Source organism: Algoriphagus iocasae (assembly GCF_014206875.1).
Lineage (GTDB): Bacteria > Bacteroidota > Bacteroidia > Cytophagales > Cyclobacteriaceae > Algoriphagus > Algoriphagus iocasae.
In genome coordinates this window covers 1363044-1381273 of record NZ_JACIJO010000002.1, presented here as the reverse complement: position 1 = coordinate 1381273, position 18230 = coordinate 1363044, and the positions used below count along the sequence as shown (strand labels likewise).

Below are 18230 nucleotides of genomic sequence, written 5' to 3'. Positions count from 1 at the left end.
TTTGTACTAAATCCCCTATGGAAAAATAGGGGACTTCTTTATGAAACGATTCCTTATTATATTTTTTCTAGTTCTTTATGCTTCTTGTTCAAAAACTAAATATAAACCCACAAATGTTCTAGAACACATTTCGGAAAAAACCTTTATCCCAATCGATTCAAGAACTGAACCATACACCAGAACTATGCAGTATTTGGATGGCGATCTTTATTGGTGGAATTCAGACCGAGAATCGATTAGTGTTTTTGATTTAAGTAACAGCACCCTAAAAAAGACTATCCTTTTAAAAAGAGAAGGTCCAAATGGAGTTGGCTCTTCTTTAGGTTTTATAGTACATAATATAGATAGTATTTTCATACCAAATAAGTCTTTGGAAATTAAACTCATTAATGGAAATGGCAGGTTAATCAATAGTTACAGCTATTTCAATTATTCCTTATATGGTACTATCGTGGCTTCAATGAGCAGATACTCAAACATGGGTTTGAAAATTAGAGACCGGATAATTTTTGGATTGAATCCACATAATTTCCCCCTTGAAAAACTATTAAATGATACAACTTTAGAAGACATCCCCATTTACATAGATTTGAATATTAAAATAGGTGAAGTGAAAGATTCGCCGTTCAGGTTTGATAAGAAAATCCTAGAAGCCGAAGACGTATTAGGAGTTGTTAGTACAACGAATAATGAAAATTTGCTTTTACTACATCAAAAAAGCAATCTTCTCTATGAATTTAATTACCAAAATAATTCTGTAAAAAGTTTAGAATTAAATTCTCTTTCGATCAACACATTTTCAAATGAGTATTTAAACTCGAACAGATCTGGCAGTTCGATTCAAGAAAATATTAGAAAAAAATATAAAACTGCCCAGAACTTAGGGATTATGCATGACAAATACCGAGGTGTAATATATAGATTTGGTTGGCCAGGCGAGGAAGTACCTATAAATATTAATGCTATGCAGTTTAGTAATTCTCCTCCCTACTTCGTAATAAGTATTTATGATGATCAAGATTATTCACTTTTACAGGAATTTACACTCCCAAGAAACACCTACCTCGCACATCATTACTTTGTGGATGAGAATGGGTTGAACTTATTTCCAATGCATCCAGATAACCCTGAATTCAACGAAGATGAAATGGTCATCCATACATTTGATTTTTCCAGCTTGAAAAAGTAAAAATAGATACGTATCAAGATTGAAATTTTTCAATCTTCAGATTTTTCAATAAAAATCTTTGTTTACTGGAAATTCAAATAAAGCGTAATGCTTTTCCTTTTGATAGAGGATATCGCATCAGCGATCTCTGGAATGGTATTTTCTCTTCTATATGCATTGTTCAGCCCATGAGAAAAACGGATCTCCGGCGCAAACTTGAAATACTTGAAATAAATCTCGAAGCCCATCCCCATTTCCAAAGAAACATCCTGTCCAGTGGTTACCAGATCTTCGATGTCAGCTTCATCCTGTGCTTTGGTACGGAAGTTATAACTCGCACCTCCGATAAAATACATCCGAGTATTATTAAATCGCTGAGATCTGTACTTAAAAAGTAAAGGAAGCTCCACCATAGACGCTTCTGAAGTCAAAATCTGTGATTTGACAGTGTTAACTTCTGCATTTTCAGGTGTATTGATTAAGGCAGGATCTTGCACTCCAAAATATCTTACTTCAGTTTTGTATTCATATAATCCACCTCAGCGGGAAGTTCTGAAGCTAATTCTTTTAACCGATCAGCTCTTCTTCCAGTAGCAATGATACTATATCCTAATTTGGCCAAAGTGATGGCACAGGCTTTCCCGATTCCTGAAGTTGCACCTGTGACCAAAGCAATTTTATTTTTCATGCTGAAAGATAAAAAGAATATGATTGTACTAAAAAATGAAAGCATTAAGAACGCAAGACTTAATAACCATTTAAAAAAAAAATAAACCATTCATCTATTTAATTTAACTTATTAATTAACCTAAATACATTTTAGTCCTATGTTTTACTTTTAAAATTTAACTATTATGTTTAAAAATCGGTTTAAATTGTTTCTAGCTAGTACTGTATTTGTATTGGCACTAATAGGTGGAATCACCACCTTAAAAGCCCAACAAGCCAATTGGTGTCATTGGGACAGAGTGGCTCTTGACTGCAATTGGACAGCAAATGACGGCCTTTGTGCAGTTTCGGGGGATAACTGTGATGTTCCAGTGGTAGAGTAGATTATTAAGATACCAACCCTCTGTAAAGAAAATGATAGAGGGTTGGTTTATATATTAAGTATGAAAAAACCAATTACCTTCCTTTTGCCACTTTTTACATTTTTATCGTGCACTAAACCAATAGAAGTTTCTGAAAATCCTCTCGACTATATTTCAGAAAAGACTTCTATTCCAATAGACCGAGATACAGAGCCCTTTACCAGAACGCAACAATATTTAGATGGAAATCTGTATTGGTGGAATTCTGATCGTGAGACGATTACTGTGATAGATCTTCAACAAAAAAAAGTGACCAAATCAATTCGCCTTGAACGGGATGGGCCAAATGGTCTTGGAAAACCCTACGGATTCTTTGTTCATTCTTCAGACAGCATCTATATCCCAACCATGGCTTATAAATTTCAACTGATCAACTCAGAGGGGAATCTGATCAATTCTTATGACTATTTTGAAGAAACCCCTAGAGGACAATATGTATTGGGAATAACCAGGTATTCCAATATGATCTTTGATCATAAAAATCAGTTGGTTTTTCAATTGAGTACATTGAGGATGTTAAAACCAAACGAGTTAGACGATAGCTCACTCCAAGAGTATGCGCCTCTACTTTCTTTTGATATAAAGTCTGGGCTTTTTCATGCATTACCCTATCGAATTCCCTCCACTATATTAGATCCAGTCAACGAACTTAGTTTTGGGTTGACTCTTTCCAACAATGATGCACTTTTACTTCATAGTCAAAGCAACAAACTCTTTCAAATAGATGTGAATAAAAGTACCTCCCAGGAAATATATTTAAAGACTGATCTAGTTAAAAATTTCTCCAATGAATACTTTTTTAGAGACAAAAATTCATTTTCTATAGACGACAACATGAGGGTTTCCTATAAAAGTGCTGAGAATTTCGGAATTGCCTATGACTCTTTTAATGAACTGATTTATAGATTTGGTTGGCCGGGAGAAGAAATACCAGAAGAAACTGACCCCATGCAATACAGTGCCACTCCCCCCTTTTTCGTGATTTCAATCTATGATGGCCAGGATTATTCACTTTTGCAGGAATTTACACTCCCAAGAAACACCTACCTCCCACATCATTACTTCGTGGATGAGAATGGATTGAACTTATTTCCTATGCACCCAGATAACCCTGAATTTAACGAAGATGAAATGGTCATCCATACCTTTGATTTTTCCAGCCTAAAAAAGTAAAAATTGATACGTATCAAGATTGAAATTTTTCAATTTAAAAATCTTTGTTTACTGGAAATTCAAATAAAGCGTAATGCTTTTTCTTTTGATAGAGGATATCGCATCAGCGATCTCTGGAATGGTATTTTCTCTTCTATAGGCATTGTTCAGCCCATGAGAGAACCTGATTTCTGGAGCAAACTTGAAGTACTTGAAATAAATCTCGAAGCCCATCCCCATTTCCAAAGAAACATCTTGTCCAGTGGTAACCAGATCTTCGACGTCTGCTTCATCCTGTGCTTTGGTACGGAAGTTATAACTTGCACCTCCGATAAAATACATTCGGGTATTATTGAATCGCTGAGATCTGTATTTAAAAAGTAAAGGAAGCTCCACCATAGTCGCTTCAGAAGTCAGAACTTGGGATGTTTTAGTATTAATCTGAGTATTTTCATCAGGTACATTTATTAGGGAAGGATCTTCGGAACCAAAATATCTTACTTCAGTTTTGTATTCATAAAAACCCACTTTGGGAGTAAAAAGCAACTGTACCTGATCATGAAATCTCAAAATCCCGATAAATCCCAAGGAAAACCCAGGAGAAAATTGAGGATTGATCGATTGCACATTTCCCATACTGGTAGTAGTAGGATTAAGAAATGCATCAGAATATTTAATCTGGTAAGTACTCGTTTGCGCAGCCAAAAAGAATCCATAAGACAAAGTCCGATTATCAGATCCAGAACCTGAGGTAAGGCCAAACATCCCTTGCCCAAAAGAAGGCAAGGTCATCAGCCCGACAATAAACAATGTCAGTGTTATTTTACGCCCACGTAAATAGAGCTGATACCAAATGTCAGTGGTTTGCATATCGTTTGGGTAAATCCTACCTTTTTCAAAACAGCCAGAAAATCTTCTCCATCCGGAAATGCCTGTACTGATTCAGGTAGATAAGTATAAGCAGAATTGTCTTTGGATACAATTTTACCAATCTGTGGAAGGATAAAATTGGAATAAAAACCATAAGCCTGTTTCATAGGAAACTTTCTAGGCTTACTGAATTCCACAATCACAGTTTTTCCTCCAGGCTTTAGTACCCGATACATATCCGCTAGTCCTTTCTCCAGATTTTCGAAGTTTCTAACTCCAAAGGAAACGATCACAGCATCAAACTTATTATCCTCGAAAAGCAATCCTTCGGAATCTCCCAACTGGAGTTCAATTTTATCTTCCAGACCTTTTTTGGCCATTTTTTTTCTTCCTTCGGCTAGCATGCCTTCAGAAATATCCACTCCGATAACTTTGTCGGGATTCAAAGCCAAAGCCTCAATGGCAAAATCACCTGTTCCGGTGGCAATATCCAAAATCAACTTAGGCTGATCTTTTTTCAATAATTTGATGGCTTTCTTTCGCCAAGTGATGTCAATTCCCATGCTCAAAACATGGTTCAACAAGTCATATTTCGGACTTATGTTGTTAAACATCTCAGCAACCTGTGCTTTTTTAGGGTCTTGCTTATCTTTGTAAGGTACTACAGACATCACGAATCGTTCTTTGAGTGCGCAATAATACTCAAGAAACCTGAGGATTGGAAAATTGTTGCCATTTAAGAGAAAGTCATTCCTAAAGGATTATTCCTATTTTTGCATCCTAATCTACGTTTATGATCCAGAAAGCTCAATTTGTAATCAGTAATTCAAATCCTGGAAATTGTCCGAAACCAGATCGGGCTGAGGTAGCATTTATCGGTAGATCCAATGTGGGCAAAAGCTCTTTGATCAATATGCTCACCGAGAAAAAGGATTTGGCAAAAACTTCCCAAAAACCAGGTAAAACTCAATTGATCAACCACTTTATGATCAACGACCGTTGGTATTTGGTGGATTTGCCAGGCTATGGCTTCGCCAAAGTCAATGTGAAAGTGAAGCAAGGCTGGGAAAGCATGATCAGCACTTATTTGACCAAAAGAGAAAATTTGTGTGGCGTTTTCGTACTGATTGACAGCCGTTTAGAACCACAAAAAATCGATTTGGAATTTTTGCTTTGGTGCGGAACAGAAGGAGTTCCAGCAGCTATCGTTTTCACCAAAGCCGACAAACAATCAAACACGAAAACTGATCAGAACATCCGCAAATTCCTTAAAAAGACACAGGAAATCTTTGAGGAAATCCCAGATTATTTTGTGACTTCGGCCGAAAATGGACAAGGAAAAGACGAATTGACCAGATTTATCGAAGAACTGGTACAAGAATACGAATCAGGAGAAATCATTTAATTGATAATCCTATATTTGCAGCCTGAAAAAAACAAACCAATGAATTTTAAAGACATCGCAACAGTAGCCGGAAAGCCGGGTTTATTTAAAGTTTTGAAGCCATCTAGATCGGGAGTGATCCTTGAAAGCTTGGATGATAAAAAAGCAAAACTTGTGGCTGGAATGTCTCAAAGAGTTTCCATTCTAAGCGATATTTCTATTTATACATTGACGGAAGAAGGTGCTGAGCCGCTTGAATCTATCATGAAGAAAATCGAAGCTGAGTTTAAGGGAGATTTAGGGTTAGACGCTAATCCTGATGATGCGGAACTAAGAGCATTTATGAAGCACGTCCTTCCTGAAGTGGATGAAGCGAGAGTGTATACCTCAGATATCAAAAAATTGATTTCTTGGTATAAAATCATTCGTGTTCAGGTTCCTGAGACTTTGGAAGAAAGCAGCGAAGAAGGAGAAGAAACAAAAGAAAATTAAAATATAGGCCCTGCATTGCAGGGCTTTTTTGATTGACATGGCAAATCCAATTTTTAAGGAGACTTTCCAATTGCTTGAAAAAGATTTTCAACTTCCTGAAATCAAGTCTGAATTTGATGAGGAAAAAGCAATTGAATTTTTAGCCAAAATTATCCGGCAAATGCTGGACAGGGAGTTTGAGCGCTTGCTTCAAATATGCTATCGAATAGATTTGGGCGAAGAAAAACTAAAAAGGATCCTTCATGAATCCGAACCTGATCAAGTTGCCCCTGACTTAGCCCGCGCTCTCTGGGAAAGACAAAAAATGAAAGTAGAAATCCGAAGAAGTTATTCTTGATGTATGGTTTCAGATATATGGTTTCAGATTTTTAACTTTAGAAATAACTTTAAACTATAAACTTTAAACTCTTCCTCATGGCAAACCCAATTTGGATCATGACATCCGCTTTCGACCAACTCAACCTAGAGCAAACCATCGAAAAAGCCAGTGAAATTGGCGTTCAAGGTTTGGATCTATGTGTTTTTAGAAAAGACGGAACTCGGGATGATTTTGTGGCCACCCATTTGGATTATGAGAATTTCGGGCCCGAACAGGCTAAAAAACTGATCAGCCAATTTAATGGGGCAAAACTTAGGCTTTCGATTGGAGCTTTTGAAAACCTGATCGGTGGAGATCCAGAGCAGCGGATCAAAAACCAAAACCACTTACTTCGGCTGATCCGCATGGCCTATCTGCTCGGAGGAGATGAAAACGATGTAAAAGTCGGAACCTTTGTCGGCTATAACCATGAATTGGGAAATCAGGAAGGAGGATTTGAGAAAAACCTGCTGGAATATCAAAAAATCTTTGGTCCGATTATCCGCTATGCAAATAGTTTGGGTGTGACAGTTCTTTATGAAAACTGCCCGATGGAAGGCTGGAGAAGTTCAGGACATTTTGGAACGTTCAACAATCTGACTGGAATTTTGGCAGCGAGAAAAATCATGTACGATTTGGTCCCTGAAACCAATCACGGAGAAATCTATGATCCCTCTCATGACATTTGGCAGCACACTGACCCAGTGAGTGTCATAAAAAACACAGATATGAATCGCCTCAAAAGGATCCATGTCAAATCCACCAGAAACAATCCTGATCCATTTTGGGGAAATATGTATCCAATGCAGGAAGTGAGACCTGAATGGGCCGAAAAATTGAAAATTACCTCCAGCACCAATCCATGGGATAGACATCATTATGAAGCTACCTTGCCTGGTTTCGGCTTAGGTGACTCGATGGATTGGAGAGCTTTTGTGAATGTTTTGAAAGAGAAAAAGTTTACAGGTCCATTTGAAATAGAAAACGAAGCTGTTCTGTCCAAGCAAACCGGAAAAATGGGAGCGATTGTCCAAGGGTGTAAGGCTGCAGTTCAAAACCTTGCTCCACTTTTATATGAATTAGGCGAAGATGGCTGGCAATATCCAGAATCGGAGTATATGCCACTTTTGGAAGTCAATCGCCAGGATGTGCCGCTGATGACGATGGATAAATTATAAAATCAGATATCTGAAATTCAATTCCAGCACATCGTAATAATTTACGTTATAATCGTAAACTATTATACTTTTTAAAAATAAACTATTTTACTTTGGTAATATAAATAGTATCTTAGAAGGATTAAACACCTCAAAAAATGATACTTAAGGAGGAAATAGCGGCAGCGGTCGCAGGTCAGAAAAAAATATTCTCTAAGGAATTATCACTTACCAATCGGGAAGCCAAGTCGAAAATAAAGCTTAGCAGCACCCATATAGAGGTAATCACAGGAATACGCCGCTGCGGGAAAAGTACACTTATGCGACAGATCATATCAGAGTCCCAGTCTTCCTTCGGCTATTTGAATTTTGAGGATCCTCGTATATATGGTTTCGAAGTTAGTGATTTCCCTAAGCTAGACGAGGTTTTCGGTGAGAATACGTCTGCTTATTACTTTGATGAAATACAGAATGTTCCAGGCTGGGAAGTATATGTGAGACAGCTTCATGATCGGGGTGAAAAAGTATATGTCACCGGGTCAAATGCATCTTTATTGAGTAAAGAATTAGGAACGAGACTTACAGGTCGATATTTGGCCCATGAGATATTCCCTTTTTCCTATCTGGAATTTTTGGACTACAATGCAAAACCAGATGAACAAGAAAGCTTTGAAGAGTATTTGAACTCTGGCGGGTTCCCTGAATACCTACGTGACAAAAATCCTGAAGTCTTACAAAACCTCCTCAAAGACATCGTTTTCAGAGACATAGCCATACGCTACAGCATCAAAAACACGAAAACGCTGATGGACATCACCCTCTTTCTAATATCCAATGTGGGAAAAGAAATGAGTTTTAACAGTCTGAAAAAGACCTTTGATGTGGGTTCGGCGACCACGGTTTCTGACTATTTATCATGGCTGGAAGATGCCTATTTGCTCTTCTTCTTACCAAGATTCAGTTGGTCTACCAAAAGTATCTCCAAGAATCCCAAAAAAGTATATTGTATAGACACTGGCTTCGCGAAAGCAAACTCTCTAAGTTTTAGCAAAGATCAAGGCAGATTGCTGGAAAATCTGGCATATATATTACTTCGAAAAACTAACTTGAAAATGTATTACTTCAGGGAGCGGAAGGAATGTGATTTCGTGGTCTTCGATGGAGAATATTGCAAATGGCTGATACAAGTCACTGAGAAAGTGCATGTGGATAATAAGCGAAGAGAACTCGATGGACTATTGGAGGCAATGGTATTTTTCGAAAAAAAGGAAGGTTTTATACTGACTCTAAATCAAACTGATTCACTTATTTCAGATGGAAAAACTATCCAAATACTCCCTGTGAAGGACTTTCTAAGAGATTACATCCAGCAGCTTTAAAACCAATGGCATTTACAAACTCCCTTCATACCCCTGGTCGGGCTTTAGGTCAAAACCTTCTGCTGCTGTCACGGCCAACTGGTCACAGCGCTCATTTTCAGGATTGCCTGCATGTCCTTTCACCCAAATAAATTTTGGCTTGTATTTCAAATGAAGTGGAATATAGCGTAACCAGAGATCTGGATTTTTCTTGTCTTTAAAGCCTTTTTTCTGCCAACCCCAAAGCCAGCCTTTTTCGATTGCATCCACGACATATTTGCTATCAGAATAAATCTGAACAGGTATTCCAGTCACTTTTAAAGCTTGAAGAGCGCGTATCACTGCCAAAAGCTCCATTCGGTTATTGGTAGTCAATCGGAAGCCTTCAGAAAGTTCCTTACGGAGGATGGATCCTTTATTATTGAAAAGCAAAACAGCGCCGTAGCCTCCTGGACCTGGATTTCCTTTGGCAGCGCCATCAGTATAAATGGTAATCATGGCACAAAGAAAGTTAAAATGAGGGAGAGAAAGAGATTAAATTCCAGAATCTACTCCGATTGGAAAGGCATTTGTCTTGAATATTTTGACAGCAATAGAAAGCAAAATGATCCCAAAAATCCTTCTCAGCACATCCAGACCAGTCTTTCCGATTTTTCGCTCAAGCCAACCGGTACTTTTCAGTACGATGTAAACCAAAATTAAATTCAGGAGAATCCCTATCGCAATATTGATTTGTGCAAACTCAGCTTTCAGAGTTAAAATGGTGGTCAAGGTACCAGCTCCTGCAATAAGTGGAAAAGCGATGGGTACAATGGACGCACCTGCCTTGGCATCTGGATCAGATTTAAAGAGTTCGATTCCCAAGATCATCTCAGCTCCAATTGCAAAAATTATCAATGCACCTGCAATAGCAAAGTCTTCCACACCTATTCCAAAAAGTCCTAAGATTGATTTACCTGCCAATAAAAACAAGATCATCAATACACCTGCAGCCAAGGTAGCTTTCTCCGATTGGATGTGACCAACTTTCTGTCGGAGATTCACTATAATTGGAATCGAGCCGAGGATATCAATCACTGAAAATAAAATCAGGGAAACCGATAAAATTTCTTTCAAATCAAACATGCCGCGAAAGTAGGAAATTTATGATTGTGGATATATGATTTCAGATTTAAGAAAATAAGAACTTCATGTCATTTCGACGACCGAAGGAGGGAGAAATCTCTCTTTTCCAAGTCTCCTCAGATTTCTCCTCGTCCTCCCTCCTCGTTCGAAATGACTAAAAAAGAGTCAGAAAGTAATTAAAAAAAATCTCAGGGAAATTCTTTGCGATCGTTGCGCCTCAGCGGTAAAAATAAATGATCCAAGCATAAAGACTTAGACCAAGTTGAGAATTCGCGAATCAATTGTCATTTCGACGACCGAAGGAAGGAGAAATCTCATAGTTATTCAAAATTACAGAATGAGATTTCTCCTTGTCGCTCCTCCTCGTTCGAAATGACCCCAAAGGTCGTCCTATTAATATCTCGATAGAAACCCTATCAACTTATCCATTTCCGCATTGGTAATCGCAGGGAAATTGGCAATTCTAAAGCTTGTTGGTTTATGCGGCCCATAACCTGACCCCAATTGCATTCCTTCTTTTTCGGCATCTTTTTTCACGGCAGCGATCAAATCCTCCGGACCATTTACCGCCAAAACTGTCGTACTTCTGGTTTCTGCATTGTCCACTAACATTCGAAGTGAATTAGATTGAGCTACTGCATTTTCTAATTTCTGCATACGCTCTCTAAGATTGGAATCGATATGCTGAATTTCCTGCAAACCTTTCAAAACGCGATTTAACAGATAAATCCCCAAAACATTCGGCGTATAATGCGTCTGGTAGCCAGCAGCATTTTCGAGCATAAAACTTAAGCTGTTGTATCTGCCACTTTCTCCTTTTGATTCACATTTTTCGATGGCTTTTGGTGAAAGAATCAAAATCCCTAGTCCAGCAGGTAGCCCGAAGCATTTTTGTACCGAAGCATACCAAATATCAGCTAACCCAAAATCCAGCTCAATTCCGGCCATTGAAGAGGTCGTATCAACAGCAATCATTTTCTCTGGATATTTCTCTTTGATTGCCTCGATTACATTCATGGGAACCTGGGTAGCATTTGCAGTCTCATTTTGCGTAAGCGCGATTAGATCAAATTCCTCAGAAATCTCAAGGTCTGCCACTTCGATTGCCTCATTCGCTTCTATTTTCAGGCCGTCAGTTGCAGGATTTATATGCTTCGCAAAACCAATCCACTTCTTACCAAAGGATCCTGAATAAATATGAAAACTTGCCTTTTCCACGATCGACTGAGTGATTATTTCCCAGTTTTCTGTGGCAGAGGAAGTAAAAAGCAATTTATAATCATCAGGCATGTGCAGTTTTTCGCGCATCAATTGCTCAGTTTCCTGATATAAATGCATAAAGGCATTGCTGCGATGATTGGCACTTAAGATCCCTTGATTGTAGGCATCCTGAAGATAGGTGGGTAGGGCATCGTAAACTTTAGATGGCCCTGGGGCAAAAGTCAACATAGGTCTGAGGTTTATAGAAAATATCTGATTCCCAATTCATAGCCTTTTAATCCAAGGCCTGAGATCATTCCCACACATGATTTGGAAATAATGCTCTTATGACGGAATTCTTCTCTTTTGTAAATATTGGAAATATGAACTTCCAAAGTAGGAGTCGTAACACCAGCGATGGCATCAGAAATAGCAACTGAAGTATGTGTATACCCTCCTGCATTCAATAAAATAGCATCATAGGTAAAACCAACTTCATGGATTTTATTGATCAGTTCACCTTCCACATTGCTTTGATAATATTCCAGCTGAATATCAGGAAAAGTCTTTTTTAAGGTTTCAAAAAATTCCTCAAATGAAGTACTTCCATAGACTTCGGGCTCTCTTTTACCGAGAAGGTTTAGATTTGGACCGTTAATAATCAGTATTTTCATGTGTTTATTATTGATTTATATTCGTCACATGGAATCTCACATTGAAAATAATCATTACAGTTTTTGATTTTTGAGTCATGCTCGATTTCAAAACAAAATTCGGTTTAATGAAGATGCAACAAAGGTAATCGGTTTCTGATTGGAAAGTTAAAACCTTTCCACATTTGAACCTTCCAACTTTAGCACCTAATTTTCCAATATTTTAATTTTTAAATCTGACAATGACCAAAACCTGGGAAAATCACATCAAACAATTTCGACACTATTTGAAATTAGAGAGGTCGCTAAGTGAAAACTCCATTGAAGCATACACTCGTGATGTAGAAAAACTAGCAAATTATAGTTCGAAGAATTTCCCGGACAAAAGTCCTTTAAACTTAGAGTTAGAGCATATACGGAAATTCGTAAATGAACTAGCCCAACTCGAAATCTCGGATTACACCCAAGCCAGAATTATTTCCGGTATCAAGGCTTTTTATCGTTTTTTGATGTACGAGGATAAAATCACGGAAGACCCTGCTCAACTTCTAGAAGCACCAAAATTGGGAAGAAAGCTCCCGGACACTCTGAGTTTTCAGGAAATCGAACAACTCCTCGAGGCGATTCCTTTGGGAGAACCTGAAGGTCATCGCAATCGGGCCATGCTGGAGATGCTGTATAGCTCAGGACTTCGGGTTTCTGAATTGATCGAATTAAAAAAAGGACAAGTTTTTGAAGATGTCGGTTTTTTGAAAGTCGTGGGAAAAGGAAACAAAGAACGGCTTGTACCTATCGGAAAAGATGCACTGAAATACCTGAATATTTATAAAAATGAGGTTCGGGTACATCAGACAATTGCCAAAGGGCATGAAGAATATGTTTTTTTAAACCGTCGAGGAAAAAAGCTTACACGAGTGATGATCTTTTTGATCATCAAAAAAACTGCTGAACAAGCAGGTATCGAAAAGAATATTTCTCCGCATACTTTCCGTCACTCTTTTGCAACGCACTTAATTGAAGGAGGTGCAGATCTTCGTGCTGTGCAGGAAATGTTAGGACATGAAAGCATCACCACGACTGAAATATATACTCATTTGAATCGAGATTATCTAAGGCAGGTTTTGACGGATTTTCATCCAAGGAAATAAATTTAGGATATCAGATGTATGATATCAGGTTTAAGATTTGAGATGCTGGATTTAATAAAAAGTTTAGTTTTGCAAAAATTAAATCCATAGTCGTGTGAAAAAACTATTCTTACTTACTCTAATTCTCTTTTCTATCAAAGTAACCTTTGCACAAGAAGCTTCAGTTAGTACAAACAAACCTGAAGTCCATATCGGTTTTTTAGGGGTATGGTTGAATAAGGAATACAGCCTCTCCAAACAAATAGCACTAAGAGCTGAAGTTGGTTTTGATATGCAAGTATGGGGAGATTTAAACTACTCTAGTAGCTATGTTTTTCTCCCAGTTTTGACGGCTGAACCTAGATGGTATTATAATTTGGAAAAACGGAGCAGCAAAGGAAAAAACACAAATGGGAACTTTGGAAACTTCTTTTCTTTAAAAACCAGTTTTCACCCTGATCTCCTTGTAATTTCTCAATACGATGATTCTATAATTCCTGATCTTTCTATTGTTCCAACTTGGGGAATCCGCAGACCAATCTCACAAAATTTCATATTTGAAACTGGAATAGGTTTCGGTTACATCCACTATTTCTACAAATCACAAGGCTATTCCTATGATGAAGGAAACTTGGCGGTGAATTTACATTTAAGGTTTGGATATAGGTTTTGATCCAGTTTCAACCTGTATACATTATTTCCCCTCAATTTGAATTAAATGAAAAAAATCTCCCTCCTACTTTTCATTCTAATTTCGCTGTCCTCATGCACTTCAACTCAAGTTTATACCCGTTTTAAATGTCATATTTGCCTGGGTAAATCTAATGGTGTAATTCTCCTACCTCTTGGTTGGGATGCAGGATTCAGTAGGCTTTCGCCAGGAGAACAAAATCAATTAGAAAGTCAAATCCTTACCATTCTTAGAGACCAAGGAATTACGAATGTGGAGCTTTATGACCGATTAGATTATGAGTTGCTTTCGGCAGGAATAAAGGACCTTAACGATCCAGCTCAACGGGCAAAAGTAAATTCTGAGCTCGGTTATCCTTATTTTCTTGGCATCACACTTGGAGAAACCCGCGATACTGATGGCTGGGATTATAGAACCGCTCAAGAGGTGTATGAAATGAATCCTCCAGATCCCGATCAGGATATTTCTGCCACTCTCAGAGTAGCACTCATCGAAACAGCAACAGGAAATATTGTCTCTGATAACGCAATTGTCACTGAAATCAATGCTTGGGGAATTCCTGATAAAGATGGTGGAGAAAATTATTGGAATTTTGGATCAGTCAGCCAAGCAATTCGAAAGGCAACAAACAAAGGTGTAGGGTTTATGGTGAAAGATTGCGCTTGCTAAAGTGATTGAATGGTTTTTAGTTCAGGATCAGTTAGATTCTGAGTTTTTGTTATTTTCCAAGCTGGCTTTGTTTAACTTTGTGGATTGAAAAGAACCATTTGCCGTGTATAAATCCATCCTTAAGCCACTCTTCTTTCTTAAAAAGCCCGAAGACGCCCACCATTTCACTTTTGACCTCACGAAACTCACTTTCAATCTTCCGATTGCAAAATCCATCGTCAAGGCATCCTTCCAACTGGATGATCCTCGTTTAGAGCGTGAAGTATTCGGGTTAAAATTCAAAAACCCCGTTGGTTTGGCTGCAGGTTTTGATAAGGATGCGAAACTGATCGATGAGATGGCCATGTTGGGATTTGGCTTTATAGAAATAGGAACTTTGACTCCAAAACCTCAGGATGGCAATCCACTTCCGAGACTTTTCCGATTGCCGCAGGACGAATCCTTGGTAAACAGAATGGGCTTCAATAACGGAGGGGTTTTAAATGCCGTGGAGCGTTTGAAAAAGAGAAAATCGGATGTGATCGTAGGCGGAAACATCGGCAAAAACAAAGTAACTCCAAACGAAAACGCGGTAGATGATTATTTAATTTGCCTCGATGCCTTACATCCGTATGTGGATTATTTTGTGGTGAATGTCAGTTCGCCAAACACACCAAATCTCCGCGATCTTCAGGAAAAAGAACCCCTCAAGCAACTTCTCCAAGCGGTAAAAACCTCAAATGATCAAAAAGAAAAACCAAAGCCGATCTTACTGAAAATTGCTCCTGATTTGACAGATGGCCAGTTGGATGATATCGTAGAAATTGTTTTGGAAACCAAAATCGATGGAGTCATTGCGACCAATACGACGATTGACCGTTCGAATCTGACCACTGAAGCAAGCCAAGTGGAAGCAATCGGAGCTGGAGGCGTATCCGGAAAAGTTTTGGCCAAGAGAAGCACAGATGTTATCCGATATTTGTCAACTAAATCAAACAAGGCGTTTCCGATCATCGGAGTCGGAGGAATCTTCTCTGCTGAAGATGCCATTGAGAAATTGGAAGCTGGAGCAAGCCTCGTTCAAGTTTACTCGGGCATGATTTATGAGGGACCTGGGCTGATCAAAAAGATCAAGAAAGGATTATTGGCTTATTTTTCGCGGTAAATTGCCAAACTCAATCCAATCGTCTTATCTTAAAATCGGATTTTAACGAATACATGGCCACCAATTCACCTAGGACCAACACTTTTAGAAAAAAAGGAGAAACGAAAAGTAAAAAACCAGCCTCTAAACCAAAAGGCCCTGGTTTTTCTTTTGGCTCCATTAAAAGCTCCAAACTGGTCTTGACATTGGGGATTTTACTCATGTCAATCGGGATATTTCTGTTCATAGCTTTCGTCAGTTACCTACTAAATGGACCAACGGATCAAAGTTTGGTAATGAATACTCCGCTAGATGATGAAATCCGGGATACTGCCAGAAATTCCAATAACTGGCTTGGATATTTTGGTGCTCAGGCCGCACATTGGATGATCTACCGTTGGTTCGGAATTGCGGCATTTCTATTCCCACCGTTTCTGTTTATTCTTGGTTTCAAATGGAGTTTCAAAGTCTCTTTGATCTCTTTGACCCGCTATACCACTTTTGCTTTATTCTTTACATTCTGGCTGGGATTATTGACCGGATACATCGTCATTTTAGTAGAAGGATATTCGTATTGGAGCTTCTTATCAGGTGGCTTTGGTTATGAGTTGGCAAAACTTTCAGCTGATTTCTTAAGCTGGGGAACATTTATTCTCATTGGCGCAGCCTTATTGATTTTCGTGATTTTCTTCTTTGATATCGACAAACTAGAATGGTTCACTGCCAAGGCTGAAAATCCGGATGATTTGATGGATGAAGGCCTAGAAGATTCCAATACAACAGCAAAAAATCCATTTGAAAAATCTACCTCTGCTCCTGTTTCTATGGAGGATGAAGAGGAAGAGTTCGAGGATGATGGCAGCGACTGGATCATCAAAAATGACGATGTGGAATTGGTAGATGAGCCTGCCCCTCAACCTGAAGTTGTAGAGGAGGAAGACGACATCTTTAATGTTTCCCAAATCAACCTTTTGGATGAAATCAAAGATTCACCAAAAGAAATTTCCGATGATAAAAACTTCTCTGTCACCAAAGCAGAAGGTGAAGAGAAAACCGCTTCTGAGGTCGAAAATTTAGATCCATTTGACCCGACATTAGATTTACCGAGATACAAATATCCTACGCTTGACCTGCTGAATGAATACGATGTTCAGAAAGTAACCGTTTCCCGTCAGGAGTTAGAAGACAATAAAAATAAAATTGTCGAAACTCTGGAAAACTTTAAAATCGGGATTCAGGAGATCAAAGCTACTATCGGTCCTACCGTTACGCTGTATGAAATTGTTCCGGAACCAGGTGTAAAAATCTCCAAGATCAAGAATCTGGAAGACGATATCGCCTTGAGTTTGGCAGCCTTGGGAATCCGTATCATTGCTCCAATCCCTGGAAAAGGCACCATTGGTATTGAAGTTCCAAACAAAAACCGAGAACTGGTTCCTGCTCGTGCAGTATTGGGTACTGAGAAATTTATGCGCTCGGACAAGGATCTTCCGATCGCTTTGGGTAAGACGATTTCAAACGAAGTTTACGTTGCTGATTTGGCAAAAATGCCTCACTTGCTCATGGCAGGTGCTACCGGACAAGGTAAATCTGTTGGCTTGAATATGATTTTGGCTTCTTTGATTTACAAAAAACACCCTTCCCAATTGAAGTTTGTATTAGTGGATCCAAAGAAGGTGGAATTAACACTTTTCAATAAAATTGAGCGCCATTTCTTGGCTAAACTACCTGGAGCGGAAGAAGCGATTATCACCGATACCAAAAAGGTAATTTACACCTTGAATTCACTATGTATCGAAATGGATAACCGCTATAACCTGCTGAAAGACGCAGGAGCGAGAAACCTGAAAGAGTACAATGCGAAGTTTATCAGCCGAAAGCTGAACCCAGAAAAAGGTCACAAATTTATGCCTTACATTGTCCTTGTTATTGATGAGTTGGCGGATTTAATGATGACAGCTGGTAAAGAAATCGAAGCGCCTATTGCACGTCTGGCGCAGTTGGCTCGAGCCATCGGTATTCACTTGGTGGTGGCGACACAGCGACCTTCCGTCAATGTCATTACTGGTATTATTAAAGCCAACTTCCCTGCGAGATTATCTTTTAGAGTGACTTCGAAAATCGATAGCCGTACCATTTTGGATGCCGGAGGAGCTGATCAACTTATTGGTATGGGCGATATGCTTTTGTCTTTAGGGTCAGATGTCACGCGTATTCAATGTGCATTTTTAGATACTCCAGAAGTTGATGCGATTTGTGATTGGATCGGAGAACAGAAAGGTTATTCAGATGCTCATTTACTGCCTGAATTTGAAGGTGAAGATGGAGACGGATCAGTAGGAGATGTGGATTTATCCGATCGCGACCCTCTATTTGACGATGCTGCAAAATTGATCGTTATGCATCAGCAAGGAAGTACTTCCTTGATTCAAAGAAAACTTAAATTGGGCTACAACAGAGCAGGACGTATCATCGATCAGCTGGAAGCTGCAGGAATTGTTGGTTCTTTCGAGGGATCAAAAGCTAGAGAAGTCTTGATTCAAGATGAAGCTAGTTTGGAACGGTTATTGAATAGTTTGTAAAAGCTGTTTAGTAGAGTTCCGACAGCCTGA

Annotated in this window: 21 protein-coding genes and 1 pseudogene; 13 read left to right on the top strand and 9 right to left on the bottom strand. The window is 38.7% G+C overall.

Annotation, left to right across the window (positions count from 1 at the left end):
• Positions 1-40 precede the first annotated feature (40 nt).
• Complete coding sequence (locus FHS59_RS13425; protein ID WP_184495727.1) at positions 41-1189, top strand: DUF4221 family protein; 1149 nt, start codon at positions 41-43, stop codon at positions 1187-1189.
• A 62-nt stretch (positions 1190-1251) separates the two neighbouring features.
• On the opposite strand, the gene porT (FHS59_RS13420) is transcribed toward FHS59_RS13425, so the two are convergent.
• Positions 1252-1665 carry a type IX secretion/gliding motility protein PorT/SprT gene (gene porT / locus FHS59_RS13420; RefSeq protein WP_317168194.1) on the bottom strand — a complete coding sequence of 138 codons (414 nt, stop codon included), beginning with the start codon at positions 1663-1665 and terminating at the stop codon, positions 1252-1254.
• 41 nt (positions 1666-1706) lie between these two features.
• A pseudogene (locus FHS59_RS13415) lies at positions 1707-1856 on the bottom strand (SDR family NAD(P)-dependent oxidoreductase); the annotation flags it as partial.
• A gap of 166 nt (positions 1857-2022) precedes the next feature.
• Here FHS59_RS13415 and FHS59_RS13410 point away from each other — a divergent pair.
• Both FHS59_RS13410 and FHS59_RS13405 read left to right on the top strand, forming a co-directional pair.
• On the top strand, positions 2023-2220 hold the full coding sequence (locus tag FHS59_RS13410) for a hypothetical protein (protein ID WP_184495725.1): 198 nt from the start codon (positions 2023-2025) through the stop codon (positions 2218-2220).
• Positions 2221-2280: 60 nt separating this feature from the next.
• Positions 2281-3432: a DUF4221 family protein gene (locus FHS59_RS13405; protein WP_184495723.1), complete on the top strand. Its 1152-nt coding sequence runs from the start codon at positions 2281-2283 to the stop codon at positions 3430-3432.
• 48 nt (positions 3433-3480) lie between these two features.
• Here FHS59_RS13405 and porT (FHS59_RS13400) read toward each other — a convergent pair whose 3' ends face one another.
• The gene (porT, locus tag FHS59_RS13400) at positions 3481-4281 is read right to left on the bottom strand and encodes a type IX secretion/gliding motility protein PorT/SprT (protein ID WP_184495721.1); all 801 of its coding nucleotides are present in this window, start codon (positions 4279-4281) and stop codon (positions 3481-3483) included.
• Positions 4230-4952, bottom strand: coding sequence for a bifunctional demethylmenaquinone methyltransferase/2-methoxy-6-polyprenyl-1,4-benzoquinol methylase UbiE (ubiE, locus tag FHS59_RS13395; protein ID WP_184495718.1), 723 nt, complete (start codon positions 4950-4952; stop codon positions 4230-4232). The genes porT (FHS59_RS13400) and ubiE overlap by 52 nt, the downstream gene beginning before the upstream one ends.
• A 122-nt stretch (positions 4953-5074) precedes the next feature.
• On the opposite strand from ubiE, the gene yihA reads away from it, so the two are divergent.
• The 5 genes from yihA to FHS59_RS13370 all read left to right on the top strand — a co-directional run bounded on the left by yihA (position 5075) and on the right by FHS59_RS13370 (position 9051).
• Positions 5075-5686 carry a ribosome biogenesis GTP-binding protein YihA/YsxC gene (yihA, locus tag FHS59_RS13390; protein ID WP_184495716.1) on the top strand — a complete coding sequence of 204 codons (612 nt, stop codon included), beginning with the start codon at positions 5075-5077 and terminating at the stop codon, positions 5684-5686.
• A gap of 39 nt (positions 5687-5725) precedes the next feature.
• Complete coding sequence (locus tag FHS59_RS13385; protein ID WP_184495714.1) at positions 5726-6157, top strand: DUF5606 family protein; 432 nt, start codon at positions 5726-5728, stop codon at positions 6155-6157.
• A gap of 37 nt (positions 6158-6194) precedes the next feature.
• Positions 6195-6494 (top strand): hypothetical protein, encoded by a 300-nt coding sequence (locus FHS59_RS13380; protein ID WP_184495712.1) that lies wholly within the window; start codon positions 6195-6197, stop codon positions 6492-6494.
• A 77-nt stretch (positions 6495-6571) separates the two neighbouring features.
• A complete protein-coding gene (locus FHS59_RS13375; RefSeq protein WP_184495710.1) occupies positions 6572-7693 on the top strand; it encodes a sugar phosphate isomerase/epimerase family protein in 1122 nt (373 codons plus the stop codon).
• A gap of 137 nt (positions 7694-7830) precedes the next feature.
• Complete coding sequence (locus tag FHS59_RS13370) at positions 7831-9051, top strand: ATP-binding protein (protein WP_184495708.1); 1221 nt, start codon at positions 7831-7833, stop codon at positions 9049-9051.
• 12 nt (positions 9052-9063) lie between these two features.
• Here FHS59_RS13370 and rnhA read toward each other — a convergent pair whose 3' ends face one another.
• From rnhA to aroQ, 4 genes are all read right to left on the bottom strand, one after another.
• Positions 9064-9528, bottom strand: coding sequence for a ribonuclease HI (rnhA, locus tag FHS59_RS13365; protein WP_184495706.1), 465 nt, complete (start codon positions 9526-9528; stop codon positions 9064-9066).
• Between the two features lie 36 nt (positions 9529-9564).
• On the bottom strand, positions 9565-10155 hold the full coding sequence (locus tag FHS59_RS13360; RefSeq protein WP_184495704.1) for a MarC family protein: 591 nt from the start codon (positions 10153-10155) through the stop codon (positions 9565-9567).
• Positions 10156-10548: 393 nt separating this feature from the next.
• Positions 10549-11604, bottom strand: a complete 1056-nt coding sequence (locus tag FHS59_RS13355; RefSeq protein WP_184495702.1) for an aminotransferase class V-fold PLP-dependent enzyme — start codon at positions 11602-11604, stop codon at positions 10549-10551.
• 11 nt (positions 11605-11615) lie between these two features.
• Positions 11616-12029, bottom strand: a complete 414-nt coding sequence (gene aroQ, locus FHS59_RS13350) for a type II 3-dehydroquinate dehydratase (protein WP_184495700.1) — start codon at positions 12027-12029, stop codon at positions 11616-11618.
• 221 nt (positions 12030-12250) lie between these two features.
• On the opposite strand from aroQ, the gene xerD reads away from it, so the two are divergent.
• The 4 genes from xerD to FHS59_RS13330 all read left to right on the top strand — a co-directional run bounded on the left by xerD (position 12251) and on the right by FHS59_RS13330 (position 15639).
• Positions 12251-13156: a site-specific tyrosine recombinase XerD gene (xerD, locus tag FHS59_RS13345; RefSeq protein ID WP_184495698.1), complete on the top strand. Its 906-nt coding sequence runs from the start codon at positions 12251-12253 to the stop codon at positions 13154-13156.
• A gap of 94 nt (positions 13157-13250) precedes the next feature.
• Positions 13251-13808: a hypothetical protein gene (locus FHS59_RS13340; protein ID WP_184495696.1), complete on the top strand. Its 558-nt coding sequence runs from the start codon at positions 13251-13253 to the stop codon at positions 13806-13808.
• Between the two features lie 45 nt (positions 13809-13853).
• A complete protein-coding gene (locus FHS59_RS13335; RefSeq protein ID WP_184495694.1) occupies positions 13854-14495 on the top strand; it encodes a hypothetical protein in 642 nt (213 codons plus the stop codon).
• Between the two features lie 103 nt (positions 14496-14598).
• Positions 14599-15639, top strand: a complete 1041-nt coding sequence (locus tag FHS59_RS13330) for a quinone-dependent dihydroorotate dehydrogenase (protein WP_184495692.1) — start codon at positions 14599-14601, stop codon at positions 15637-15639.
• A 10-nt stretch (positions 15640-15649) separates the two neighbouring features.
• Here the strand turns inward: FHS59_RS13330 and FHS59_RS23645 are convergent, their stop codons facing one another.
• The gene (locus FHS59_RS23645) at positions 15650-15865 is read right to left on the bottom strand and encodes a hypothetical protein (protein ID WP_246388434.1); all 216 of its coding nucleotides are present in this window, start codon (positions 15863-15865) and stop codon (positions 15650-15652) included.
• On the opposite strand from FHS59_RS23645, the gene FHS59_RS13325 reads away from it, so the two are divergent.
• Positions 15819-18200, top strand: coding sequence for a DNA translocase FtsK 4TM domain-containing protein (locus FHS59_RS13325; RefSeq protein WP_449355836.1), 2382 nt, complete (start codon positions 15819-15821; stop codon positions 18198-18200). The genes FHS59_RS23645 and FHS59_RS13325 overlap by 47 nt on opposite strands.
• Positions 18201-18230: the final 30 nt, after the last annotated feature.